The sequence below is a fragment of the Paraflavitalea pollutisoli genome, assembly GCF_029360705.1.
In the GTDB taxonomy this organism is placed as follows: Bacteria; Bacteroidota; Bacteroidia; order Chitinophagales; family Chitinophagaceae; genus Paraflavitalea; species Paraflavitalea pollutisoli.
In genome coordinates this window covers 2,991,732-3,014,333 of sequence record NZ_JARKMX010000008.1, presented here as the reverse complement: position 1 = coordinate 3,014,333, position 22,602 = coordinate 2,991,732, and the positions used below count along the sequence as shown (strand labels likewise).

Below are 22,602 nucleotides of genomic sequence, written 5' to 3'. Positions count from 1 at the left end.
AAAGGCTTGAAATCCTCTGTATGGCCAAATTCGATGCCAATTCCACGTTAAAAAGATTACAAAATCGCTACCGCCTGGTAGTGATGAATGACGATACGTACGAAGAAGTAGTTACGTTTAAACTTTCACGCCTCAGCGTTTACGTGGTTCTTAGCACCATTTTTGTGTTGTTGACTGGCCTTACCGTCGCACTGATCGTGTTCACCCCCCTCAGGATGTACATTCCGGGTTATGGTGATGTCAATGCTACCCGTGAACTCAGAGAGTTGAAGATCAGGACCGATTCATTGGAAAACGTCATGCACCAACGTGGTCAATACCTGGAAAGTGTCAAAAGTGTGTTACAGGGTAATGTAGCCGTAAAGCTCGATACCACGGCGCTGGATATACCCAAGCCTGAAACGATCGATGAATAACTTTTTTCGGGCATGTGCATAATTCCTGGTCTTTGGTGGCAATGCAGCTACTACCTTATCCGTTACAGGTAATACAGTTCGTGTCGATTTACCGATATATCCAAACTCATTTAAAACCAGCTCTATGTCAATGTTCAACCAAAAGTCCAAGTCCGAGACTTACACGGAAACACCCACGCCCAGCGGCGCCAGCATCATCGCTTCCGGCACCACCCTCAAAGGAGATATCAGCAGTAGCGGAGATATCCGGATCGACGGCGTATTGCAAGGCAATATCAACTGTACAGCCAAGGTAGTCATCGGCTCCAACGGTGTCGTCAACGGTGATATCAACGGTCAGCAAGCCGATATCATGGGCAAAGTGACCGGAACGATCAAGGTAAAGGAGTTGCTTCAACTGAAAGGTGGCAGCAATGTCAATGGCAACCTCCACGCCGGCAAACTGCAGATCGAACCAAGTGCCAACTTCAACGGACAGTGTCACATGAGTGGTGGCGATATCGACGTGAAGCCCGCCTCCAACGGACAGGCCGACAAACGTACCGAGAAAGCCATACTGGCCAACGCCTGATCCCTTATATCGACAACGGATCTTTTTACCGCTCATTTTCAATAAAATGGAGGGAATGGGATATTATTTTCCGGTTCCAATACGCTCGGCTACCTTTGCAGCCGTGTGGGCGGCATAAGAGGCTGCCCCGGCAGTCGCGCTGCCGGGCTCCCGGTCGGCCCCCGACAATCTATTTATCACAGCACATGGACACTAAGACAGCAGCAAAGGCCTTTTTACCGATTACCGTTATCTTCATTTTAACCAGCATTTTCTTCCTGGCAGGACGTTCACTGCTCACCCAATGGGGCGTCAACACCGATGTACTCATCATCGGCAATATCCTGCTCATCGTGCTCACCGCCTTTTCGTTTTACCAGCATACCCGCGCCCTGCGCAACAAGAATATTCATGCCTTTCTGCGCATGATCAAGGGCAGCATGCTGATCAAGATGGGCGTATGCGGTGTAGCAGCCCTGGTCTATATCATGGCCTCCGGCAAAAAGGTCAATTCAGGTGGCGTATTGGGCTTTATGTTCCTGTACTTCGTGTATACCCTCACGGAGGCCGCCATAGTCATGAAACTCAGCAAGCAGAACAAAAATGCCTAAACAGGAAGCCCCACTGGATTACCTGCGTCGCTTCATTCCCGAAGCGGCGGTACATAAGGTACTGGACTACCTCAACCAATACAAAGTACACCTGACCATTACCCAGGAACGAAAATCCGTGTTGGGCGACTATCGCCACGCTACCCACGACAAAACCCACCGCATCAGCGTCAACGGCACCCTCAACCCATACGCCTTCCTCATAACACTGGTACACGAACTGGCGCACCTGGTCACCTTTCTGCAACACGGCAACCGGGTGCAGTCGCATGGCAAAGAGTGGAAAGGCCTGTATGCCCTGCTGCTCGCCGAGTTCCTCAAAGAAGGCATCTTTCCCGCCGATATACAACAGGCCATTGGCCGCTCCCTGCACGACCTCCCGGCCAGCAGTTGTGCCGATGAAAACCTCATGCGGGTGTTGAAGCGATACGATAAACAAAATGGAATGATCCTCGTGGAAGATGTGCCCGAAGGCCATCTGTTCGACATCGGGGAGGGGAGGATCTTCAAAAAAGGAAAGAAGTTGCGCAAACGCTACCAGTGCCAGGAAGTCAAGACCGGTAAAATGTACCTGTTCAGCCCCATCTACGAGGTAAAGTTGAGTGCGTAGCGAAAGACTGTGGAGTTACCAGTTGCCGCTCTTCCTCATTGCATTTCCCCTTGATGCCTCGGCGCCTTGTTGCCTTCTTGCCTTTCAAAGGCTTCGCAGCATCCAGATATCGCAGCCGAAATGGCCGGTATTACCGAGTGGTCCGTCGAGATATTGAAAGCCAAACTTTTCATACACTCTCACCGCCTTCCTCAGTTCGGGCATGGTTTCAAGATATACCTGCTGGTAACCAGCCTGCCGGGCCCATTCCAGTGCCCGATCGATCAGGAGTTTACCCAACCCAAGTCCCCGTGCCTGCGGCAACAGGTACATCTTCACGAGTTCACAGGTGCCTGCGGGTAAACCGTCCGAAGGGAAAATGCCCGCGCCACCAAGCAGTTGGTCATCCTGCGTGGCTACAAAATAAATACTGCCGGGTGTTTGGAATAATTCGTACAGGGCATCAGTCGTACTGTCGTAGAAAACAGTGCCGGGATGGTTGGCGCCAAATTCCGTGAGGGTTTGGCGAATGATCACGGCAAGTGCCGCATTATCAGGTTGCTCGATGGTTCTGATCTGCAGGGAAGGCATACGGCGAAGATACATCCTCACCGCTTAACCCCACGTTGATTTAGCTGATCAGGGCCATAATGCCGTAGAGCAGCACGTAGCTGATCACCAGCACCCCAAAAAAGATCTTAACAGGGCTCTTCATGTTGTTGGTTATTGATGTGGTTAAAGTGTTATAGAAAGCCATAACGAAAATTTTGTGCCAGCTATTTTGTCCATGTTGCAATAATTGCCCAAAAAGCTGTTAAAGCGGTTTAAAGCCCCTCGCCAGCACCACGATAAGCTGGCAAAACCACTTATACAGCCTGCGTTACGGCTGGAATATATTTCTGAAAAAGATCAATTGTTTTTCTACCTTGTACGAGCATGCGTTACCTGATGATCATCTGTTGTTTGTTGACCGGCATTGGCACCAATGCACAGCTACCGCGCAACGGAGCTGATCAGTATGAATACGCCCAACAGATCTCCCTCAACGTACCCGATACGCTGCTCGCACAACGCTCCAAAGCATTTTTTCTGACGCCATTTATCGTGCATTGGGATTCAATCGCTTTTGTTGAAGGCGTGCATACCGCCCGCGGTCATATCGTCGTACGCCTGGTGCAGGGGCTCAAGGGATTCAATGTGCCCGTGTACCTGACCCTCGAAATGGCGCTCACCAATACTGGCTACCGGTATTCCATCCGCCACCTGGAAGCGGATAAAAAGGACAGCCAGTTTGTATTCCCGCTCGAACAAAGACCGGCAGCCGTCAAAGCCTCCGTCTATGAACAGCTATTGGCACGTACCCATTCTTATATGGGCTCCGTCATCAGCTTGCTCAAACGGCATATGGGAGGAGACCTGTAGGGGCAAAAAAAGGTCGCCGGTTGCCCGACGACCCTTCCATATTATTTACCGGATAAATTAAGCAACTGCTTTGTTCACCAGTGCTGCTGCTTCGCTGAGCAGGATCGCAGACTGCACTTTCAAACCGCTTTCTTCGATCAGCTTCTTGGCTTCTGCGGCGTTGGTTCCTTGCAGACGCACGATGATGGGCACTTCGATGTTGCCGATGGATTTGTACGCATCGATCACACCTTGAGCAACCCGGTCGCAACGAACGATACCACCAAAGATGTTGATGAGGATCGCTTTTACCTTGGGGTCTTTCAGGATGATGCGGAAACCAGCTTCTACCGTTGTAGCGTTGGCAGTACCACCTACGTCCAGGAAGTTGGCAGGCTCACCACCGCTCAGCTTGATCATATCCATGGTAGCCATGGCCAAACCAGCACCATTTACCATACAACCTACGTTGCCATCCAGCTTCACGAAGTTGAGGTTGAATTTACCAGCTTCTACTTCGGTAGGATCTTCTTCACTCACGTCACGCATAGCAGCCAGGTCGGGATGACGCATCAGGGCGTTGTCGTCCAGGTTCATCTTACAATCCACGGCAATGATCTTCTCGTCGGAAGTCTTGAACAGCGGGTTGATCTCCAGCATGGCACAATCCAGCCCTACGTAGGCATTGTATAAATTGGTAACGAACTTTACACAGTTCTTGAACGCTTCGCCTTTCAGACCGAGGTTGAAAGCGATCTTACGCGCCTGGAAACCTTGCAGGCCACCACCGGGGTGAACCCACTCTTTGAAGATTTTATCTGGGGTATTGTGAGCTACTTCTTCGATGTCCATACCACCTTCGGTGCTGTACATAACCACATTCTGGCCACGGCCACGATCGAGGAGGATCGACAGGTAGAATTCTTTTACTTCATTGGGGCCAGGATAATAAACGTCTTGTGCAACCAATACTTTGTTCACGAGTTTACCGGCAGGGCCCGTCTGGATGGTCACCAGCGTACCGCCCAGGATATTGGTAGCGATCTGCTTGATATCTTCTGCACTCTTACCAACAGCTACACCGCGTTGCTCGGTTCCCTGGATCTTACCTTTACCACGCCCACCGGCATGGATCTGGGCTTTCACCACAGCGAAATTATTGCCAAACTGTACCTTGAGGTTTCTATAGGCTTCTTCAGCCGCATCCGCTCTATCGACCGGGAAACCTTCCTGGACGGGAACATTGTACTTCTTCAGTAGCTCTTTTGCCTGGTATTCGTGGAGATTCATGCAGAAAAAATTTTGGCGAAATTAGGTCAGAATAGGGGAATATAAAAATCACAGCTGCCCTTAATTCCAGACGGTTCAATTCTTTCTATTGCGCTGATATTCCGATATTAGAGTGGCATTAGAACCTGCTTTCCATACATATGAACAAATTAATAATTAGTACCTGCCTTTTAATAGCCGCGTGTCGCCCTGCACAGCCCCTCGCCCTGCCGGCCAGGTCCGCACACGCCATCACCGGTAGCACTTTCTATCAACAGGTAATACCCGTCAGCCGGGAAGAAAGGGAAACCCTGGCAGTACAGGAACTGCTATCCGGCAACCTGCCCGCCTTCCTGCGCAAATTGGTTCCCATACATACCGACTGGCGTGATACGACCGGCCAGGCTCATACCGCCGTGTATTATGTCACACCCGACTACCTCGCCATCGGTAGCAACGATAATTTTGCCCGCATCCCCCTCACGCCGATGGCTGCCCAACGCATCGCCGACTCCCTGCACTGCTTTCTGCCGACCCGTAAAATGGTGGACGATATCTACCGGCATTGTGATGTGCAACTGGAACCCGTTCCGTTATTGGCCTACCGCGACAGTGCCCTCAGTTTCTGGCACCACCACCTCATCATCGAAGGACAACGGCAGGGGCGCAAAGGCCTCATCGGCGGCATCAAAAAAGACGTCGTGATCTCGGGCAAAGTAGCACGCGATCCCAGGCCGCACCGCGTAGCCATCTACGGATGGCACCAGCTCACCGGCAAGGCCATTCAACCCCTCTATACAGGCCATGTAGACTGGTATGTCGATTATAGCCACGGCATCCGCCTGGTATACCGCAAGATCCGCGTCGACGGGCACTGGATGGATTACCGCGATGTGCTGGCCAATCCCCTCCTGCAGGGGCTTCTGTGCGACGAAGCCTTTTGTGACTTTTATAGGTATGAATAGCCCGGGAATCATAGAATTCGGACTATCTTCGCGCCCATTATGGCTGATATTATCCAACATTTGCGGGAAACGACGGCATTCATTCAACAGCAATATCCACATACACCAGAAGCAGGTATTGTATTGGGCAGTGGATTGGGCAATTTTGCCAGCGAGATCAAAGTAGAGAAAGAGATCCCTTACGGCGACATACCGCATTTTCCGGTATCGACCGTAGAAGGACATTCGGGGAGGTTGATCTTTGGTGAGCTGGGCGGCCGTCGCATCGTGGCCATGGCAGGTCGTTTCCACTTTTATGAAGGATACAGCGCAGAGCAGGTGACCTATCCCATCCGCGTGATGAAAATGCTGGGCATACAAAACCTCCTGTTGTCCAACGCAGCCGGTGGCGTCAACCCCCATTTCAAAGTAGGTGACCTGATGTTGATCACCGATCACATCAGCTTTTCGATCGTCAATCCCTTATTGGGAAAGAACCAAAGTGAACTTGGTCCGCGTTTTCCCGATATGAGTGAGCCTTACAGCAAGTCCTTGCAGCTGAAAGTAAAGGACATCGCGGCAAAGCTTGGTATCACCCTGCGCCAGGGTGTGTACTATGGCGTTACCGGCCCCACTTTCGAAACCCGCGCCGAATACAAGATGATCCATGCGCTGGGAGGCGATGCAGTAGGGATGAGCACCGTACAGGAAGTGATCGTCGCTGCGCACATGAGCCTGCCGGTTACAGCGATCAGCATCATCACCGACCTCGGCATCCGGGAAGAAGAGAATGTGATCACACACGAAGAAGTGCTGGAAGCTGCCGCTGCTGCAGAGCCGAAACTGTCGGCGATATTTAAGGAATTGTTGGCGGCGTTGTAAACAGGGTTTAACGTTTTCGAAACCTATAGGCCGGTATTAATCAGTAATTTGATCCCCAAATTTTAAGGCACCAGTGTTGCGGATTTATTATATACTTTTTGGAATAGCCCTTTTATCGACAGGCATTATCAATACTGCGCACGCGCAGGGTGGCGCATTTAACCGCATCAGGGGTATGGGCGCCGGCATGTCCGGCGGCGGCGGCAAAGCCGACAGCGTGATTCACCGTACCGGTCTGGAAGATTCGCTGACGATCCATTTCAGGTTCCTCGATTCTACCCGCATGCGTGGATTCGATTCCACCATTTATGACTTTACCCGCAAAGTACCCTTACCCTGGACGGGTGTACACCTGGGCAATTTCGGCAACGCTTCCCGCAGCCTGCTGTTTACCCCCCTGATGCAATCGGGATGGGACCATGGCTTCCACGCGTACGACAACTACAATTTCACGGTGGCCGAAACACGGTTCTACAATACTACCCGCCCGTATACGGAATTGAACTATTTGCTGGGCAGTCGCGCCGAACAAATGATCAACCTGGTACACACGCAAAATATTAGTCCCACCTGGAACATAGGCGTTCAATACCGGCTGATCACCTCACCCGGGCTGTTTCAGAATCTCAACGTCAACCACAACAATTACCGGGTTACCTCCTGGTACCAATCGAAGAACAAGCGTTACCAGAATTTCTTCCTGCTCGTGGGCAACAAGCTCCAGTCCGGAGAAAATGGAGGTATCAAGCGGGACCAGGACTACCTCAATGGAACGGGGTATGAAGAGCGCTCCAATATACCCACCAAACTGGGCCGCGAATCGGTCAACAGCCGCAACTTTTTCAGTACCTCCATACCGACCGGTACATTCTTTACGAACGCTACATACCTGTTTCGCCAGCAATATGACCTGGGGCAAAAGGACTCTATCGTGACCGACAGTACGGTGATCCCGCTGTTCTACCCACGCCTGCGGTTGGAGCATACCATCAGCTACAGTACCTATAAATACCGTTTCAAGGACCAGGGCGTCAATGATACCACCTATTACAGTGGCAACTATGGTATCCATATTTCACCGGGCGATACCTTCTTCATCCAGGACTATTGGAAAGAACTGGTCAACGACTTCTCGATCTACCAGTTTCCCGATGCCAAGAACTCGCAGCAGTTCGTGAAAGTCGGTGCCTCCTTGCAAATGCTGACCGGCAACCTCGACTCGGGCAGAAATACGCCTAAGGAACAAAACCTATTCCTGCATGGTGAGTACCGTAACCGTACCCGCAATAAGAAATGGGATATCCTGGCCAGCGGCCGTTTCTATGTCAACGGTTACAATGCCGGCGACTACGACGCCATGGGAAGTCTTGAGCGTTTCCTCGGTAAATCCATCGGATACCTGCGCGTAGGGGCACAGAATACCAGTCGTACGCCTTCCTACCTATTCAATCAGTCCAGCAGCTTTTACCTCGACAGCGCCGATAAGCGGACCTTCAATAAAGAGAACATTACCCACCTGTTTGCGACACTCGATCAACCACAACACCGGTTGAGGTTCTCAGGTAGCTATTACCTGGTGACCAACCTGTCGTATTTCTCTTCCTTCTTTCAGCCCGCCCAATCGTCTTCGCTGTTCAACCTGCTGCGCATAACCGGCGAAAAGCAATTCCTGCTCGGCAAGCGCGGCTGGAACTGGCGCACCTGGGTAATCCTGCAACAACGGGCAGGAGACGGTCCGGTGAATGTTCCCCTCGTCACCATGCGCAATATGATCGGGTACGATGGCCACCTCGGCTTCAAGAACCTCAACATTGCCTTCGGATTGGAATCGAGGTATTTCACGCCATACAAAGCACCCAACTATTCACCATTGACCGGCCAGTATTTTTACCAGGATACGGCAACCGTCAAACTACGATTTCCCGAAGCCAGTATCTACATGCACTTCCGCATCAAGAGTTTCAACGCCTATGTACGGGCAGAAAACCTCCATACGTTTGATGCTGCTGCCGGTGGATTTACCAAAAACAACATTCCTACCATCGATTACCCTTACCCTGGATTACAGATCAGGGTAGGTATATTCTGGAGTTTCGTAAACTAAATTCAGCCATTGAACGTTGAAGAGGCCGGTAAGTCAGGATGGGCGGCACGCATAATCATTCCTGTTCGTGCATTAAGTATTCACTGCCTGCATAACGATGGGGTGCGGGGCAACAGGTTGCTGCCAGTACCTGTTTTCCAGCTCTTGCAAAATGCCTTTCCTGCGCGCACGTTTCGCACGGCGCAGCAACCAGGGCAGTATCCAGGCAAAGAAACCAGTGAGGCGGGTGTTGGACAAATCAAGGATGACCGCGAGGTGATCCAGCTTTTTGGGGATACCACTTTTACTCGTGAGGCCGTCACTGGCCAGACCATAAGCAATGGCAATGCTCTTTTCAAATTCGGTAGACCCGGGCGTGAGCCTGACGTGAAAGCGGATCGGGTGGGGACTGGCATTGTAAAAGCGGTGCAGCTGGTTGATGCGGGCAATCGCTTTTTCGCCGGGCTTCAGCTGCAGTTGTCTTTTTTTGAGACCAATACTCAGCACGCCATCGATCGCGGTGAATTCTTCATCAAAATGGGTGTGATAATGAAGCGAATTGCCACCACCAGGTTCCAGTTCTACCTCAACCAGCGTATAGGCACCATTCGTTTCGGCACTCGTTTGCAGAAAATGTACCCTGTCTTTGATATCCGGGTTTTCAAATACTCGTTTTTCCATGGCATATAAATTGGAGACGAATGTACCGGTTGCGCAAAGCGGGAAAAAGCCATACAGGTACAACCTGCCGTATTGACGACATGGATCGTACAAAGGCTGGGGTGGATCAGGCTCCTTTTTTCAGCCATCGACCGCCTGCTCCAGGCAATTGGAGCACTATTTGCTAATAAGACAAATACATCACTTACGAAAAATGATCAATATGAAAAACAAAGGCATTCTGGCCGTTACAGCGTTCTCTTTCATTGTTTTGTTATTCAGCGCCTGCTCTACGAGCAAGGTGGCCAATCCCGAAGGCAAGGGCAAGATCAAGATCAACGGCACCTGGACGGTACAGAACATCGACTTCGAAGGCATCTCCGGCAAAGGGTTCAAAGTCACGGTTTTCGATGACGCTCCCTATACCTGTTTCGTAGGCAGTCAGTGGAACCTGATCGCCAGCGGCAATGGTTCTTATACACTGCCTTCCGGCCAGGATTGTGTACCTGGTGAAAGACCCATCTTCTGGGGTGTTGCCACAGAAAATGGTGTTCCTACATTCTCCTTCAAGAAAATGCCTGGTGGCGTAAAACCTGCCAAGATCACCGACGGCTACAAAATGACCGTAAAATCCGTGACCGACAATTCACTGGTATTGCAGGATGATATTTACTTCGAAGGAAAGACCATTTACATCAATTATCACCTGACCAAATAGGGCCATACTTTCGCCCAATGGATAAAAGCAGGGCTGGTGCCAAGGTATCGTATTTAATATAACACCCGGAAGATGTGGTATTTATGTTAAAGCGGTATTTTAGCAGCAGCCCTGTTCGCTTTTTAAGAAATACGGGTTATTTTTGTAGCTGCATGAAAAAGGCCATCATAGCCATATTAGCAATTCTGTATGTCACTGTTGCCAGTGGGGTAGTGGTGAATGTACACTATTGCATGGGTAAGATAGCATCTGTGGACTATGGTTACGATAACCATGACAAGTGTGGAAAATGCGGTATGTCGGGCAAGAAAAAAGGCTGTTGCCATACCGAATACAAGTTGGTGAAGCTGGATGATGAGCATCGCCTGGCAGAAGCCCAAATGGCTTTCCTGGCTGCGCCTGCCCTGTTGCCGGCAACCAACAGCGAGTTTCCCGAACCACCGGCTGGCGAGCAAACCTATCTCGCCCGTCAATACCATTCACCGCCCGATACGCGGTCGAATGCCGTCTATCTCCGCAATTGCGTTTTCAGGATTTGATACCATTCCCGGTCTTACATGAGCCATCCCAGGCTCCCTGTTTTATTGTGCTGCCACTCCGGTAGCTGATCCTATTATCAAATCATCAAACTGATCAATCATGAAAACGACATCCGTTTTATTATCCTTCCTGTTTATCATACTCGCCTCCCTGTCTGCCAAGGCCCAGAAGAAAACTGGCACCGTCAAAGAAAGTTTCAAAGTATGGGGTGAATGCGGCATGTGCAAAAAGACCATCGAGAAAGCAGCCAAAGATTCCGGCGCTACCACAGCCAGCTGGAATGAAGAGACCAAGCAATTGACCGTATCGTACAAAGCCGCGAAGACCAGCAATGAAAAGATCCAGCAGGCCATCGCTGCCGCTGGTTACGATACCCGCGATCTCACGGCTAATAATGCCGCCTATGAAAAGTTGCACGAGTGCTGCCACTACGAGCGCAAAGACGCGGCTGCCAAGCCAGCCCAGCAGGAAGAGAAGAAAGAATCCGGTCACCACTAATCACCTTATAAATACTACAGTATGAAAAAGATCATCGTGTTGCTGATGGTGGTGCTGGTGGGTATCACTTCGCAGGCGCAATTCAAACAAGCCAGTTTACAGGCAGCGGGATTGACCTGTGCCATGTGTACCAAGGCCATCAACAAAGCCCTTGAGCAGGTAGCTTTTGTACAAGGCGTAAAGGTCGACATCAAGACCTCCACTTTCCTGGTCGACTTCAAAGAGGGGGTGCCCGTTGAGTTCGATGCCGTTAAAAAGGCGGTAGAAGATGCTGGGTTTTCGGTGGCCAAGCTGACCGTGACCGGCGTATTCAATAACGTCGATGTGCAGAACGATGCGCATATCAAGATCGATGGTAAGACCTTCCACTTCCTAAAAGTGAACAAGCAAACCCTGCAGGGCGAGCAGGCCATTACGCTGGTAGATAAAGATTTTGTGACCGCCAAAGAATACAAGAAATACAGCGCGGCTACCGCCATGGCTTGTGTGAAAACCGGCCGTGCGCAAAACTGCTGCACCAAAGATGGTGTGGCTGCCGACAGCCGTATCTACCATGTAACTATTTAATCAACCTTCCTGTTCCGCGTCATCCGCGGATAGTGCGTAAGATTTCTGTGCCGTAGGGCCTGGGCTGGGGGCGATCGCTGCATCGGTTGCCCCCGGCGAAAGGCCGGGCTTGGCAGGTTACGCTGTCACCGGGTGCCTGTCGATTAAGTATGCCTGATAAGGCACGCTGAATGGCCACCAGCCGGTATAAAAGATGTCTAGCTCACTGATCGTTGCGGCGAAACAGGATTAATGTATTCCTCCATGAAACAATTGGCCATCATTTGTATGTTGTTGGGCGCAGCTACTCTGGCTGTGGCACAACCGAAGATAGGGCAGGCTGCCCCCGAGATAGCCGTGCCCAATGCACAGGGTAAAACCGTCAAGCTGTCTGACTTCAAGGGCAAGCTGGTATTGATCGATTTCTGGGCCTCCTGGTGTGGGCCCTGCCGTAAGGCGATGCCGGGCCTGCGTAAAGCGTATACAGCCTACCAGGCGAAGGGATTCGAGATTTATGGCATTAGTCTCGATGAAGACAAGGCCGACTGGAAGAAGGCAGTCACTGCCGACAAAATCACCTGGACACAGGTCAACGAGCCCGGCGGTTGGGAAAGCCGTACAGCCAAAGCCTGGAACATCGAAGCGTTGCCTTCTGCCTTTTTGTTGGATAAGCAAGGTAAAGTGATCGCAATAGATCCTACTGAAGCCGAATTGAATGACTTACTGAAAAAACACCTCTAACACCCGCAGCTTATGAAGATCAAGATGATGGTACTGGCGCTGCTGGTATCGATGGTGGGCTATGCCCAGGAATTGTATGTATTCACCGATCCTGCCTCCAACGTACCGGCCAAGTCGATCAGCGCAAAATGGAGCACAAAGGTGTTGAAGAGTCTGCACACCGACCGGGTCGAGCAGCGACACATGCCTGAAGTGATGCTGGGCCTCAGCAAGCAATGGATGGTCAAGGCATCGGGCACCTTCTCCGATATGTATTCTTCCAATATCAGGTGGGAGAGTGCACGTCTGTATACCAAGTTCCGCTTTCTCTCGGTCGACGATGTACACCAGCATTTCCGGGTCGCGGTGTTTGGTGAAGTGGCCCATAGCGTGAACCCCGCTTATTTTGAAGAAGTATCCCTCGATGGTGATCAAAGCGGGGTGATGGGGGGCGTTGTGCTCACGCAGCTATGGAAGAAACTGGCAGTGTCGGGTACGGCCAGCTATACGCAGGTCACCACGAAGAAACCCAAGTTTATTGAAGATGCCTATCCCTGGCAGGCGTTGAATTATAGTTTGTCGGCGGGCCTCCTCGTTTTGCCTGTCGAATACACCAGTTATAATCAAACGAACCTGAACCTCTATGTGGAGTTGCTGGGTCAGCAAACCCTCGACCGCAAACAGCATTACCTCGACCTGGCGCCGGCTGCACAGTTAATCTTCAACAGTACTGCCAAGTTGAACCTGGGCTACCGCTTCCAGCTCAATGGCGATATGCACCGGATGGCGGAGAAGAGCTGGCTGGTTAGTTTTGAATACCTGTTTCTGAATGCCCTGAGCAAGAAGAAGTAAAAAGCTGGTAAATAAGAATATCCCTCATGGGTTGAATAGCCCTCACTTTTTCGGTGAGGGCTATTCTTTTTTACCTGCACCTCGACAACCTCCCGGCAGCCACCGCTATCAGCATCATATATTATGATTTATCACTATGGCATGTGCCTGATTTTCCTTTATTAGTTACTACATATCACTGGTAATTAAATTGTTAGAGTGTAATTTTTGAAAATAGGAAGCACTGACTGATTTGATGGATCGATCCCAAATGCGTGGTAAGTCTGTCATTACCTGTCTGTTACTGCTCCGCGCTAGGCATTTAATATTATTACGCATAGCACTGGAAGGCCATTGCAGTGCAATGCTACGTATAACGCAGTGCAAAGTTCCAAGCATATGTAGGCCATCCGTCAGCCAGTCAGGCTGCTTTTTATGTCCAGTCTGGAGCAACCCCAGGACCATCCTTTTCGCGCATTGCGCGCCAACCGGCACGCCTGCCCTGTTGTGTGTAACGGCCGAAATGCCCAGGTCGCACTGGAATTGGTGTTGTAAGTAAGCTATTGGCTATGCTAACTGCTTGACATATTGCCTATTACTGCTAGTTTGGTATCAGCGGTAGATAGGCCAGGTAGCACTGTTTAGGCCAGTGGAGTGCGACCTTCAGTTCTATCCAGTGCGACCTTTTCCCTTATTGCAGGGAGGATGCAGCGTCATCAGCTGGTGTTGACAAACTTCTATTGAACTCCAGCATTTGCCAGGAAGTTCATGGATTGCCCTTATTACGAGGGTTCTTATCCCCAAGTTTGGTTTTGTGTATTCTAATAATATTATTACATTTGACTAAACATAAATTTAGGCAAGACTAAAAATAGTTTTAGTTGAGTATAGCAATCAACAAGTATAGGCATGAAAAAATGGTTCTACACATCAGTTCTTGTATCAGTAGTTTGTCCGGCCCTGGCGCAGAGCACCAGGTTGCAGGGCGTCATTCGCGATCGCAGCAATGGGGAGCCGCTACCGGGGGCCACCATTGCGGCAGGTGTGCACAAAACCACCACAAAAGCGGATGGACGATTTTCCGTATTGGCCGATTCGCTGCCGGTGCCGGTCATCATCTCGATGATCGGCTACCGGCCAGACACGATCCTGGTACGGGATGCCAGTCAATCCCTGGCCGTGTCATTGATCGCCCAATCGGGTATGATGTCAGACGTAGTGGTGACTGGTACCATGAAGGCGGTGAGCAAGATGGCCAGCCCCGTGCCGGTGGAAGTGTATACGCCACAGTTCTTCCGGCGCAACCCAACCCCTTCCATCTTCGATGCTTTGCAGCAGGTGAATGGAGTACGACCGCAGTTGAACTGTAATATTTGTAATACGGGCGACATCCACATCAACGGCCTGGAAGGTCCTTATACCATGGTACTCATCGATGGTATGCCCATTGTGAGCAGCTTGTCGTCGGTATATGGCTTGTCGGGGATTCCCAATTCGTTGGTAGAGCGCATCGAAGTGGTGAAAGGCCCGGCTTCATCCCTGTATGGATCAGAAGCAATTGGAGGGCTCATCAATGTGATCACCAAAAATCCGCTGAAGGCGCCCCTGGTAGCCGTCGATGTTTCGGGTACCACCTGGGGAGAATACAATGTCGATGCAGCGGTAAAGTTCAAACCAGGACGGAAAGTTACCTCGCTATTAGGGGTCAATTATTTCAACTTCACCAACCGCGTCGATAAGAACGATGATGGCTTTACCGACGTGACGTTGCAAAACAGGATCTCCCTGTTTAATAAATACAGTTTTCAGCGAAAGGAGGGGCGGGCCGCCAATATTGCCGTGCGGTATGTGTATGAAGACCGCTGGGGAGGTGATATGCGCTGGACCAAATTCTTCCGCGGCGGTGACAGCCTCTATGCCGAAAGCATTTACACGTCGCGGGTGGAGGTGATCGGTAATTACCAACTGCCGGTAAAAGAGAAGCTATTATTTTCTTATTCCTTCAATAGGCATACGCAACGTTCGGTGTATGGCACTACAGCCTTCAACGCCAATCAGAAAGTAGGCTTTGGCCAGCTGACCTGGGATAAAACCCTGGGCGCGCATGATCTGCTGGCCGGCGCCGTGCTGCGATATACTTATTATGATGATAATACCGTGGCTACGGAGGATTCGCTGGCCAATCGCAATAAACCTGAACGCACGGCGCTGCCGGGTATCCTCGTACAGGATGAGATCAAACTGGACACGCGCAGTAACCTGTTGCTCGGCGCGCGGTGGGATTATCACCCGGTGCATGGACATATCTTCACCCCGCGCGCCGCGTGGAAATATTCGGCGACGCCCAATGATGTGATTCGCGTGAATGCGGGAACGGGCTTCCGGGTGGTCAACCTGTTTACCGAAGACCATGCGGCACTGACCGGTGCCCGCAAAGTAGTGGTAGATGGAGAACTGAAACCGGAGCGTAGCTACAATGTCAACGTAAACTATGTAAAGAAAATGGCGGTAGGCAGTGGCTGGGTGAATGTCGATGCTTCGGTATGGTACACGTACTTTACCAATAGAATCCTCCCCAGTTACAAACCGGATACGATCGAGTACCACAATCTTACGGGTTATTCGGTATCACAAGGGGCGAGTGTTAATGTGGAATTTGCTTTTACGAATTCATTACGTGGACATATTGGGGCAACCTGGCAGGATGTGATCATCGCTAATAAAGATTCATTGGGTGTAAAGACACGTACGCAACAAATACTTACTGAAAAATGGAGTGGCAACTGGTCATTGTCGTATACATTGCCAAGGGCTGGTTGGGTAATCGACTACACAGGTAATATCTACGGTCCCATGGGATTACCATTAACGTCCGACAAAGATCCACGACCCGATCGTTCACCGGTGTGGAGCATTCAGAACATTCAGCTCACCAAAAAGCTGGGACATGGGATGGAAATCTACGGTGGCATCAAGAACCTGCTCAACTGGACACCCGCGAAGAACGTGCCTTTCCTGATTGCGCGGGCTAATGATCCCTTCGATAAACGCCCGGATGTAGACAACCCTTATAACCTGACCTTCGATCCTAATTACGTATATGCGCCCAACCAGGGAATGCGCGGCTTCCTTGGCTTCAGGCTCACGATGAACTAAACCGGATGGCCCTCTGTTGCTGAAAACCCGCAGGGGCTTGCTTTTACCGGTAGGGCAACGGCGTCGTTTACAGCCTGCCGGTATAGTCTGTTGATAGCTTGTACGGGCCTGTTGTTAGCAGGTATAGGCGTGGTTGATAGCCGGCTTTTGCGTACCGGTAGTAGTTTGTTTGCATCGTTTCAAGTTGAACTGATAGGGTGTACCCGTTGTTGGCAGCCGTAGTAGGGGGATAAACGGTACTGGCAGGCCATATGGCCTGCATAGTGTGATAGCCAGGTTGTTTATAAAACTTCCAGGTCGGAGAACGAAATGGGCTTGATCAGCACCTCGTATGAAAAGCCGGGAATATCGGGAAAGGTAGGCGGGTAGCCGCTCATCAGGAAAAGCCGCAGGGCAGGGTTGACGTGTAAAAAGCTTTCTACCTTGCTCCAGCCAATGCCATCGGGCAGGTTATTGTCGAGAAACAATATATCCGGCTGTACCTTTTGCATCTGCTGGATCCCTTCCTGCAGGCTCGATGCGCTGTGCACTTCATAATTCTTCTTCACGAAGTAAGACGTCATCAAGAGGCAAAGATCCTGTTCGTCATCTATGATCAATATCTTCTTTTTGTTAGCCAAGACCCAAGTTATTGTTTTGTTTAGTAACGTATTGTATTGAAAAAAAGTGCCGGGAAGTTGTGTGGATTATTTTCCCCGGTCATCCGGTAGGCAACGGGCGGCATTCTTTTTACTAATATAAACATCATTCGATCATCTAAAACTATATAAAATGACTACAACAACAAAAGTATTATTGGGTATCGTAGGTGCCGCCGCTGCAGGCGTAGTAATTGGAATGCTCGTAGCTCCTGAAAAAGGTGCCGATCTGCGCAAGAAGATCAAGAGCAATTGCAACGATTGGGCAAGCAGCCTGAGTGATCTGCTCCATACCGGTAAAGAAAAAGCAGAAGACCTTGCCGCTGAAGCCAGCAACAAATATAACAGGGTAAAGGAAAATCTTGGGTAGGCCTAACCCCTGCAAGATTTTAATGAATTAAAAAAGACCAGCTATGCGTCAGAAAACGGAGGATATACAATTTGCCGAGGTAAAGAACACTGAAGCCAGCGATAACCTGGCCGACAACGTCGTGGATTTCTTAGAAACTTATTATAAGCTTACGCTGGTGAACATCACTGATAAGGCATCGGGTGTTGCTTCTTCAGTAGTTGCTTTCATGGCCATGTTTATCATCGGCATTTTTGTACTCCTCTTTATTGCCCTGGGCCTGGGCACCTGGCTGGGCGAATTGCTCAACAGCCCTATGGCCGGGTATTTCCTGGTAGCTGGTCTTTTTTTACTCTTCATGTTCATTATCTGGTTATGCCGGAAAAAGCTAACGATAGGATTCAGGAACTTTATTATCCGCAAAGTGTATGAGTAAGCCAGTGATCAAAAACTACGACGATCTTTTGAAGGAGCAGGAGCGCCTGCGCGGCCAGCTCCAGGCAAAGAAGACGGAACTCAACGGCCGGATCAGGGAGGTCAAGGAAAAGCTGGCCCCGGTAGGAACGATTATTTCGGCCATCGGCGGTATTACCGCGCTGGGAGCCAAAAATCCCGCCATTAAGACCGGTGTTGGCTTGGTGGTAGATCTGCTCCTGAAAAAGAAATTATTCAAAGGAACTGGCCTTGTAGGCGGTCTGGTGAGCAGTTTCCTACTCCGCAATGTGGTAGGAAAGGTGGCTGCCGGTGCAGCAGGTGTTGTGCTGGGCGGACTGGTCAAAAAGTTTGCTTCGAAAAAGTCAGGGAAATCGCCGGCTCCTACGCCGGGATAGAGGCGGTATTCAACCAATAGCCCCTGATCTCGCGGATTACCCGTACCAGGGCATCAAAACTGACCGGTTTTACCACATAGGTATTGGCGCCCAATTCGTAACAACGCCTGATCTCATGTTCATTTTTGGTAGTGGTAAATATAATGACAGGGATCTTTTTCAGCTCCGGGTGTTGCTTAATCTCCTTTAATACTTCACGCCCGTCCTTCTTGGGCATATTCAAATCGAGCAATATAAATCCGGGGAATTGAACGTCCAGCGTCTTTTTATGCAGTATGTTGGACAGGTATTCGATCAGTTCGATCCCATTCTCCACAAATTCCAGTGAATCGGTAAAGCCATTTTCCTCAAAGGCTGTTTGTAGTAAAAAACGATCGTCTGCATCATCTTCTGCGATGAGGATAAATAGTTTCTGCATAGCGTTGGTGATACAATTTAGGCAAATGTAGAGAACTGTGCCAGAAAGCCTCTAAAAATCAACAAATTCCTGCTCGAAATTTTATGGCTAACTGGCCCGTTTTCGGAAAATACGGCGCCCAGGCCGGCCCGTATGCCGGCAATGATGCGTGTAGAAGAGCGGCCCCGGTTTAATGTACCCCAGTGCAGGCTGGGTAACAATGGGGCTTGCTGGGGAATGTTTTCCCGGCGACCGCGGCACCGCTAACCGGTATGGTTTTTTAACCTCAAATAGGGTGAGCAAGAATCAATAATGTTTCATCATAAACAATTTTTTATGAGTACGCATCATCCAACAACAAGCAAGAAACACGATAAACACGCCGAGCAGGCAGACAAGAAAGTAAGTGTGAATGATCCTGGCGTGACCAACAATGCCAATCCAAAAACAGGTACGGCGAATAGCGGTTACGATGAGAAGAACCCTAAACATCCTGGTGGCAAGCAACAGCAGGATCCCAAGGTGACCAACCAGGAAAATGACATCACCAATACGGATAAACAGCATAAATGGGACAGTGAGGCAAATGATCATCCAGATGGTAACTCGAAAGAACGTACCGATCCGGAGATTGATTCACCGATTCCTGATACGGAGACCACAGAGAAGAAAATTCCAAGAGCCTAGTGCTCCCGATTGCTGTCATGAATATTTTTCGCGGCGGACGTTGATTTGGTTGTTTTAGACCCGGTAGCAGAGCTGCCGGGTTTTTTATTTGATTGACAGGAGCGGCAAGGCAAAAAAAAGTGCAACACCCGGCTGCACTTTTTTTGATCTTGTTAAAAATTTTTTATTTGACTCTTTCCGGCCTCTTTCCGAACATGGATAAAAAGAAGAGAACAATAAAGATAGAGTAAAGTGGCCTTGCTAGTGAAGAAGCTGCTGGCTCCAACCCGTCAAATCCCAGAAAAGCTGAGACTACTGCAACAATAAAGAAGATCACTGTCCAGCGATGCATACGCGTTGATTTTTGATGTTTTACAATGGATCAAAATCCCTTGCTTTGTACCTAGGTTCCATGAATAATGGCAACTTTCTGGTTTCTGGTCCGTCTATAGTCGCCGCAGTATTAATAGTCCCTGCAAGTTCTAACTGATCCTTTTCTTGCCTATTTTTTCTTGCGGTATTAAAATGTCTATTGACAATTTGTCCTATTGTAGGCCGTTGCCGCGCGTGAATGACACTTTTGGTTCTCATTGGTAATTAACTATAACTACCAACGGCATAAAACTAATGCCTGTTCGTTTTACCGGGTCAGGCAAGTAGTCTGTGTACGGCCATCCCCATAGCGGTTTGTAATTGGTTAACGATGTTGTACTATTAAACAGCAAAGCACGCTATTTGTTAAGATATTGCTGGATAAGTGCTGCCCCTTCTTCCAATATCCATACTGACACGGTGGCGGCATTGACGTGGAACTCTGCTTTGCCATGCTCATCGGTGGTGAGCTTTTCTGTTCTGTTACCGGTGATGTCGATAAAGTCTTTGTGTGCGAAACGATTTCCGAGCTCCATGACCTTATTTCCATCGCTACCGTTGCTTAGGATAACCGCACAACCTGAAAATTCTTGTTCATCAGTTCCTTTTCTTACCCATCCGACAGTATTCGGGTGGTCAAAATAATCGTACTCTTCACCTACAGCGAGCAATTGACGTACCAAAATCATTTTATCCAGCGCTGGGACCGGTACTATTTCTATAGGCATCTTTTGGCCCTCTCTATCAATCTCATAGGAAGCTCCGTACAAATGGGGGTAAAAGACGCAGGGAAATCCTTTAACCCTGAGTAAGATAAGGGCATAAGCAAGAGGTTGGAACCAATAATCTACATAGGATTCAAGTGATTGCCCTGGCTGGCTGTCGTGGTTATCGACAAATGTAAAGCTGCACTCGGGCAGTTCCTTGGTGATCGTGTTGTCGAAGATGCTGCGCAGGTCGAAGTCGTTCTTTTTTTGTGCCGCTTCGTAGAAGTTGAAATGAAGGGGAACATCGTACATCAGTGATTGCTTGCCCAATGCGTTGCAATAATTGATGATCGCTTCGGTCTTGTTGCTCCAGTATTCGGCTATACAGAAAAAGTCTTTCTGAAAAGTGTCTTTCAGGTAATGCAGCCATTCCTGAAAAAAGCGGTAGTTGATGTGCTTGACCGCATCCAGCCGGAAACCATCGATGTTGGTGGTCTCCACATACCATTTGCCCCATTTCTTGACCTCATCCCTGACGAATGGATTGCGGTAGTCGATGTCGGCGCCCATGAGGTAATCGAAGTTGCCCATTTCATCGTCCAGCATCTGGTCCCAGTTATCACCCATATTGTGCTGGATGAGAAAGATCTTTTCCTGGCCGTCAAACATCTCGCTCACGCCGGTAAATGATTCTTTGTCCCAGACATAGTTGGAGTACTGGCCCTTTCGACCAGGAAAGTAAAACTTGGTATGGGCTTCGATCTCGACAACCTCGTCAGACATTTCCTGCCTGTTGGCCGTGTTGACCTCACGCGCGCCCATCTTTTCGGTTTCATCGCCGCCATGTTTATGGTTCAACACGATGTCTGCTATCACCTGTATCTGCTGTTCGTGCAAGGCCTTGATGCAATCCAGGTATTGCTGCTTATCTCCATGACGGGTACGTACGGTATTTTGCTGGTCAAACTCGCCCAGGTCAAACAGGTCATACACGGCATAGCCAGGCTCCCAGGTGCCGCGGGCCGATTTGTAAGCTGGTGGCAACCAGATATGGGTGATACCTAGTTTGGCGAGCCAGGCTGCCTGCTCTTTACAATGATTCCATAAGTTGCCATCATCGGGCGTATACCAATGAAAGAACTGAAACATGATGGGGTTACTCATGGGGTAGAGTTTATTTTTTTGTCGGCCGGGTAGATAATGCCTGTTTGGTGCCGGATGGCGTCGAGTGTGGACACCAGGTCGAGGCTGAAGGAGTGGCAAAAATGCTCACTATAAAGCTGATTGGCGCGTACGCAGCGGCAGACCTCTTCTGCTTCAAATTGGAGGCCATGACCTTTCCATGCGCAGGGAAAGACCTGCTCATCGCCTTCATAATGCGTCAGCACGATGCGGGATGGTTTTTCATTCCATTGCGTATCGATCAGTATCCTGCCTTTTTCTCCATAAATACTGGCGGTGTTGGCGGTTTGAATGACCAGGGACGACTCGATGGTGGCGTAAGCTTCGTTACTATATTCGAGGATCGCTACACAGGCCTCATCGATCTGCTGGCTGGTGAGTTGTGCATATGCGCGGATGCCGGTTGGTTTGCCCAGCAGCAGGTGCGCGAGGAACACGGGATAGATGCCCAGGTCGAGCAGGGAGCCTCCTCCTTTTTCAGGATCGAAGTAGCGGCTGTCTGGTTCTTCCGGTGCCTTAAAGCTCAGATCGGCCCTCACCGACAGCACTTTTCCGATAGCGCCTTCATCGACCAGTTCCAACACCTTCCGGATGCTGGGCAGGAAACGGACCCACATACCCTCCAGCAGGAAGGTCTGGTGTCGTGCTGCTGCATCAATCATTTCCTGCACCTGCCGCTGGTTCATGCCCATCGGCTTTTCGCACAAAACGGGCAACCGGTTTTGCAGGCATTGCAGGGTGGCTTCATAGTGCAGGGGGTGCGGTGTAGCGATGTATACGGCATCTACTTTCGCATCCTGTACAAATAATTCAAGGTTGTCGAAATAGCGGGGTGCGTCTTCTTTATCTGCAAAGTCGGCCGCCTTCTCCAGGCTGTGTGATAGTACTGCACCGATGCGGTGCCTGACCGGATGTATATGTGCGAGATCGTCGGCAAACGTGCTGGCAATATTGCCTGGACCAATGACTCCCCAGGTAAACGTATTGTCGGACATGGCTGTAGTTGCTTTTCTTGCTGTGTAAGGTAAAAGGCAACACTTATACCAT

28 protein-coding genes are annotated in these 22,602 nt (G+C 49.9%); 19 read left to right on the top strand and 9 right to left on the bottom strand.

All coding sequences use genetic code 11. The features are described 5' to 3' along the window. The first annotated feature begins 20 nt into the window (after nt 1-20). From P2W70_RS25635 to P2W70_RS25620, 4 genes are all read left to right on the top strand, one after another. On the top strand, nt 21-416 hold the full coding sequence (locus P2W70_RS25635; protein WP_276484405.1) for a hypothetical protein: 396 nt from the start codon (nt 21-23) through the stop codon (nt 414-416). A 124-nt stretch (nt 417-540) separates the two neighbouring features. Beyond that, complete coding sequence (locus P2W70_RS25630) at nt 541-987, top strand: bactofilin family protein (RefSeq protein WP_276484404.1); 447 nt, start codon at nt 541-543, stop codon at nt 985-987. 185 nt (nt 988-1,172) lie between these two features. After that, nucleotides 1,173-1,577: a hypothetical protein gene (locus tag P2W70_RS25625; RefSeq protein ID WP_276484403.1), complete on the top strand. Its 405-nt coding sequence runs from the start codon at nt 1,173-1,175 to the stop codon at nt 1,575-1,577. Then, nucleotides 1,570-2,187, top strand: a complete 618-nt coding sequence (locus P2W70_RS25620) for a SprT-like domain-containing protein (RefSeq protein WP_276484402.1) — start codon at nt 1,570-1,572, stop codon at nt 2,185-2,187. The genes P2W70_RS25625 and P2W70_RS25620 overlap by 8 nt, the downstream gene beginning before the upstream one ends. A gap of 84 nt (nt 2,188-2,271) precedes the next feature. On the opposite strand, the gene P2W70_RS25615 is transcribed toward P2W70_RS25620, so the two are convergent. Both P2W70_RS25615 and P2W70_RS25610 read right to left on the bottom strand, forming a co-directional pair. After that, on the bottom strand, nt 2,272-2,757 hold the full coding sequence (locus P2W70_RS25615; protein WP_276484401.1) for a GNAT family N-acetyltransferase: 486 nt from the start codon (nt 2,755-2,757) through the stop codon (nt 2,272-2,274). Nucleotides 2,758-2,797: 40 nt separating this feature from the next. Beyond that, the gene (locus tag P2W70_RS25610) at nt 2,798-2,923 is read right to left on the bottom strand and encodes a hypothetical protein (protein ID WP_276484400.1); all 126 of its coding nucleotides are present in this window, start codon (nt 2,921-2,923) and stop codon (nt 2,798-2,800) included. 179 nt (nt 2,924-3,102) lie between these two features. On the opposite strand from P2W70_RS25610, the gene P2W70_RS25605 reads away from it, so the two are divergent. Continuing rightward, nucleotides 3,103-3,588, top strand: coding sequence for a hypothetical protein (locus P2W70_RS25605; RefSeq protein WP_276484399.1), 486 nt, complete (start codon nt 3,103-3,105; stop codon nt 3,586-3,588). 57 nt (nt 3,589-3,645) lie between these two features. Here the strand turns inward: P2W70_RS25605 and sucC are convergent, their stop codons facing one another. After that, complete coding sequence (gene sucC, locus P2W70_RS25600) at nt 3,646-4,857, bottom strand: ADP-forming succinate--CoA ligase subunit beta (protein WP_276484398.1); 1,212 nt, start codon at nt 4,855-4,857, stop codon at nt 3,646-3,648. Nucleotides 4,858-4,997: 140 nt separating this feature from the next. Here sucC and P2W70_RS25595 point away from each other — a divergent pair, with 140 nt between their 5' ends. The 3 genes from P2W70_RS25595 (at nt 4,998) to P2W70_RS25585 (ending at nt 8,766) form a co-directional block, all read left to right on the top strand. Further along, entirely contained in the window at nt 4,998-5,801 is an 804-nt protein-coding gene (locus P2W70_RS25595) for a hypothetical protein (RefSeq protein ID WP_276484397.1), read from the top strand. 39 nt (nt 5,802-5,840) lie between these two features. Next, the gene (locus P2W70_RS25590) at nt 5,841-6,662 is read left to right on the top strand and encodes a purine-nucleoside phosphorylase (protein ID WP_276484396.1); all 822 of its coding nucleotides are present in this window, start codon (nt 5,841-5,843) and stop codon (nt 6,660-6,662) included. A gap of 175 nt (nt 6,663-6,837) precedes the next feature. Further along, nucleotides 6,838-8,766, top strand: coding sequence for a putative porin (locus P2W70_RS25585; RefSeq protein ID WP_276484395.1), 1,929 nt, complete (start codon nt 6,838-6,840; stop codon nt 8,764-8,766). A 72-nt stretch (nt 8,767-8,838) separates the two neighbouring features. Here P2W70_RS25585 and P2W70_RS25580 read toward each other — a convergent pair whose 3' ends face one another. After that, complete coding sequence (locus tag P2W70_RS25580) at nt 8,839-9,426, bottom strand: cupin domain-containing protein (protein ID WP_276484394.1); 588 nt, start codon at nt 9,424-9,426, stop codon at nt 8,839-8,841. 202 nt (nt 9,427-9,628) lie between these two features. Between P2W70_RS25580 and P2W70_RS25575 the strand changes: the two genes are divergently transcribed. From P2W70_RS25575 to P2W70_RS25545, 7 genes are all read left to right on the top strand, one after another. Continuing rightward, nucleotides 9,629-10,123, top strand: a complete 495-nt coding sequence (locus P2W70_RS25575) for a lipocalin family protein (RefSeq protein WP_276484393.1) — start codon at nt 9,629-9,631, stop codon at nt 10,121-10,123. Between the two features lie 152 nt (nt 10,124-10,275). After that, nucleotides 10,276-10,662, top strand: coding sequence for an HYC_CC_PP family protein (locus P2W70_RS25570; RefSeq protein ID WP_276484392.1), 387 nt, complete (start codon nt 10,276-10,278; stop codon nt 10,660-10,662). Nucleotides 10,663-10,762: 100 nt separating this feature from the next. After that, nucleotides 10,763-11,161 (top strand): heavy-metal-associated domain-containing protein, encoded by a 399-nt coding sequence (locus tag P2W70_RS25565; RefSeq protein WP_276484391.1) that lies wholly within the window; start codon nt 10,763-10,765, stop codon nt 11,159-11,161. A gap of 21 nt (nt 11,162-11,182) precedes the next feature. Next, entirely contained in the window at nt 11,183-11,728 is a 546-nt protein-coding gene (locus tag P2W70_RS25560) for a heavy-metal-associated domain-containing protein (RefSeq protein ID WP_276484390.1), read from the top strand. 243 nt (nt 11,729-11,971) lie between these two features. After that, nucleotides 11,972-12,448, top strand: a complete 477-nt coding sequence (locus P2W70_RS25555) for a TlpA family protein disulfide reductase (protein WP_276484389.1) — start codon at nt 11,972-11,974, stop codon at nt 12,446-12,448. A 12-nt stretch (nt 12,449-12,460) separates the two neighbouring features. Further along, complete coding sequence (locus tag P2W70_RS25550) at nt 12,461-13,279, top strand: hypothetical protein (protein WP_276484388.1); 819 nt, start codon at nt 12,461-12,463, stop codon at nt 13,277-13,279. A gap of 888 nt (nt 13,280-14,167) precedes the next feature. After that, nucleotides 14,168-16,414 carry a TonB-dependent receptor gene (locus tag P2W70_RS25545; RefSeq protein ID WP_276484387.1) on the top strand — a complete coding sequence of 749 codons (2,247 nt, stop codon included), beginning with the start codon at nt 14,168-14,170 and terminating at the stop codon, nt 16,412-16,414. A 281-nt stretch (nt 16,415-16,695) separates the two neighbouring features. Here the strand turns inward: P2W70_RS25545 and P2W70_RS25540 are convergent, their stop codons facing one another. Then, nucleotides 16,696-17,034 (bottom strand): response regulator, encoded by a 339-nt coding sequence (locus tag P2W70_RS25540; protein WP_276484386.1) that lies wholly within the window; start codon nt 17,032-17,034, stop codon nt 16,696-16,698. 151 nt (nt 17,035-17,185) lie between these two features. On the opposite strand from P2W70_RS25540, the gene P2W70_RS25535 reads away from it, so the two are divergent. The 3 genes from P2W70_RS25535 to P2W70_RS25525 are packed head-to-tail and all read left to right on the top strand — an operon-like array spanning nt 17,186 to nt 18,231. Further along, nucleotides 17,186-17,422 carry a YtxH domain-containing protein gene (locus tag P2W70_RS25535; protein ID WP_276484385.1) on the top strand — a complete coding sequence of 79 codons (237 nt, stop codon included), beginning with the start codon at nt 17,186-17,188 and terminating at the stop codon, nt 17,420-17,422. Nucleotides 17,423-17,465: 43 nt separating this feature from the next. Beyond that, nucleotides 17,466-17,837, top strand: coding sequence for a hypothetical protein (locus tag P2W70_RS25530; RefSeq protein WP_276484384.1), 372 nt, complete (start codon nt 17,466-17,468; stop codon nt 17,835-17,837). Next, entirely contained in the window at nt 17,830-18,231 is a 402-nt protein-coding gene (locus tag P2W70_RS25525; RefSeq protein ID WP_276484383.1) for a hypothetical protein, read from the top strand. Before P2W70_RS25530 ends, P2W70_RS25525 begins: the two co-directional genes overlap by 8 nt. On the opposite strand, the gene P2W70_RS25520 is transcribed toward P2W70_RS25525, so the two are convergent. Beyond that, on the bottom strand, nt 18,218-18,649 hold the full coding sequence (locus tag P2W70_RS25520; RefSeq protein WP_276484382.1) for a response regulator: 432 nt from the start codon (nt 18,647-18,649) through the stop codon (nt 18,218-18,220). The genes P2W70_RS25525 and P2W70_RS25520 overlap by 14 nt on opposite strands. 315 nt (nt 18,650-18,964) lie before the next feature. On the opposite strand from P2W70_RS25520, the gene P2W70_RS25515 reads away from it, so the two are divergent. After that, on the top strand, nt 18,965-19,315 hold the full coding sequence (locus P2W70_RS25515) for a hypothetical protein (protein WP_276484381.1): 351 nt from the start codon (nt 18,965-18,967) through the stop codon (nt 19,313-19,315). A 163-nt stretch (nt 19,316-19,478) separates the two neighbouring features. On the opposite strand, the gene P2W70_RS25510 is transcribed toward P2W70_RS25515, so the two are convergent. From P2W70_RS25510 to P2W70_RS25500, 3 genes are all read right to left on the bottom strand, one after another. Beyond that, nucleotides 19,479-19,646 (bottom strand): DUF1328 domain-containing protein, encoded by a 168-nt coding sequence (locus P2W70_RS25510; RefSeq protein ID WP_276484380.1) that lies wholly within the window; start codon nt 19,644-19,646, stop codon nt 19,479-19,481. A 379-nt stretch (nt 19,647-20,025) separates the two neighbouring features. After that, nucleotides 20,026-21,537, bottom strand: a complete 1,512-nt coding sequence (locus tag P2W70_RS25505; protein WP_276484379.1) for an alpha-amylase — start codon at nt 21,535-21,537, stop codon at nt 20,026-20,028. Further along, complete coding sequence (locus tag P2W70_RS25500; RefSeq protein ID WP_276484378.1) at nt 21,534-22,550, bottom strand: Gfo/Idh/MocA family protein; 1,017 nt, start codon at nt 22,548-22,550, stop codon at nt 21,534-21,536. The genes P2W70_RS25505 and P2W70_RS25500 overlap by 4 nt, the downstream gene beginning before the upstream one ends. Between the last annotated feature and the right edge of the window lie 52 nt (nt 22,551-22,602).

What these genes read in the sequence shown, in the direction of transcription:
- P2W70_RS25635 (WP_276484405.1), top strand. Translation starts at nt 21, where the DNA reads ATGGCCAAATTCGATGCCAATTCCACGTTAAAAAGATTACAAAATCGC.
- P2W70_RS25630 (WP_276484404.1), top strand. Translation starts at nt 541, where the DNA reads ATGTCAATGTTCAACCAAAAGTCCAAGTCCGAGACTTACACGGAAACA.
- P2W70_RS25625 (WP_276484403.1), top strand. Translation starts at nt 1,173, where the DNA reads ATGGACACTAAGACAGCAGCAAAGGCCTTTTTACCGATTACCGTTATC.
- P2W70_RS25620 (WP_276484402.1), top strand. Translation starts at nt 1,570, where the DNA reads ATGCCTAAACAGGAAGCCCCACTGGATTACCTGCGTCGCTTCATTCCC.
- P2W70_RS25615 (WP_276484401.1), bottom strand. Translation starts at nt 2,757, where the DNA reads ATGCCTTCCCTGCAGATCAGAACCATCGAGCAACCTGATAATGCGGCA.
- P2W70_RS25610 (WP_276484400.1), bottom strand. Translation starts at nt 2,923, where the DNA reads ATGGCTTTCTATAACACTTTAACCACATCAATAACCAACAACATGAAG.
- P2W70_RS25605 (WP_276484399.1), top strand. Translation starts at nt 3,103, where the DNA reads ATGCGTTACCTGATGATCATCTGTTGTTTGTTGACCGGCATTGGCACC.
- sucC (WP_276484398.1), bottom strand. Translation starts at nt 4,857, where the DNA reads ATGAATCTCCACGAATACCAGGCAAAAGAGCTACTGAAGAAGTACAAT.
- P2W70_RS25595 (WP_276484397.1), top strand. Translation starts at nt 4,998, where the DNA reads ATGAACAAATTAATAATTAGTACCTGCCTTTTAATAGCCGCGTGTCGC.
- P2W70_RS25590 (WP_276484396.1), top strand. Translation starts at nt 5,841, where the DNA reads ATGGCTGATATTATCCAACATTTGCGGGAAACGACGGCATTCATTCAA.
- P2W70_RS25585 (WP_276484395.1), top strand. Translation starts at nt 6,838, where the DNA reads ATGGGCGCCGGCATGTCCGGCGGCGGCGGCAAAGCCGACAGCGTGATT.
- P2W70_RS25580 (WP_276484394.1), bottom strand. Translation starts at nt 9,426, where the DNA reads ATGGAAAAACGAGTATTTGAAAACCCGGATATCAAAGACAGGGTACAT.
- P2W70_RS25575 (WP_276484393.1), top strand. Translation starts at nt 9,629, where the DNA reads ATGAAAAACAAAGGCATTCTGGCCGTTACAGCGTTCTCTTTCATTGTT.
- P2W70_RS25570 (WP_276484392.1), top strand. Translation starts at nt 10,276, where the DNA reads ATGAAAAAGGCCATCATAGCCATATTAGCAATTCTGTATGTCACTGTT.
- P2W70_RS25565 (WP_276484391.1), top strand. Translation starts at nt 10,763, where the DNA reads ATGAAAACGACATCCGTTTTATTATCCTTCCTGTTTATCATACTCGCC.
- P2W70_RS25560 (WP_276484390.1), top strand. Translation starts at nt 11,183, where the DNA reads ATGAAAAAGATCATCGTGTTGCTGATGGTGGTGCTGGTGGGTATCACT.
- P2W70_RS25555 (WP_276484389.1), top strand. Translation starts at nt 11,972, where the DNA reads ATGAAACAATTGGCCATCATTTGTATGTTGTTGGGCGCAGCTACTCTG.
- P2W70_RS25550 (WP_276484388.1), top strand. Translation starts at nt 12,461, where the DNA reads ATGAAGATCAAGATGATGGTACTGGCGCTGCTGGTATCGATGGTGGGC.
- P2W70_RS25545 (WP_276484387.1), top strand. Translation starts at nt 14,168, where the DNA reads ATGAAAAAATGGTTCTACACATCAGTTCTTGTATCAGTAGTTTGTCCG.
- P2W70_RS25535 (WP_276484385.1), top strand. Translation starts at nt 17,186, where the DNA reads ATGACTACAACAACAAAAGTATTATTGGGTATCGTAGGTGCCGCCGCT.
- P2W70_RS25530 (WP_276484384.1), top strand. Translation starts at nt 17,466, where the DNA reads ATGCGTCAGAAAACGGAGGATATACAATTTGCCGAGGTAAAGAACACT.
- P2W70_RS25525 (WP_276484383.1), top strand. Translation starts at nt 17,830, where the DNA reads ATGAGTAAGCCAGTGATCAAAAACTACGACGATCTTTTGAAGGAGCAG.
- P2W70_RS25520 (WP_276484382.1), bottom strand. Translation starts at nt 18,649, where the DNA reads ATGCAGAAACTATTTATCCTCATCGCAGAAGATGATGCAGACGATCGT.
- P2W70_RS25515 (WP_276484381.1), top strand. Translation starts at nt 18,965, where the DNA reads ATGAGTACGCATCATCCAACAACAAGCAAGAAACACGATAAACACGCC.
- P2W70_RS25510 (WP_276484380.1), bottom strand. Translation starts at nt 19,646, where the DNA reads ATGCATCGCTGGACAGTGATCTTCTTTATTGTTGCAGTAGTCTCAGCT.
- P2W70_RS25505 (WP_276484379.1), bottom strand. Translation starts at nt 21,537, where the DNA reads ATGAGTAACCCCATCATGTTTCAGTTCTTTCATTGGTATACGCCCGAT.
- P2W70_RS25500 (WP_276484378.1), bottom strand. Translation starts at nt 22,550, where the DNA reads ATGTCCGACAATACGTTTACCTGGGGAGTCATTGGTCCAGGCAATATT.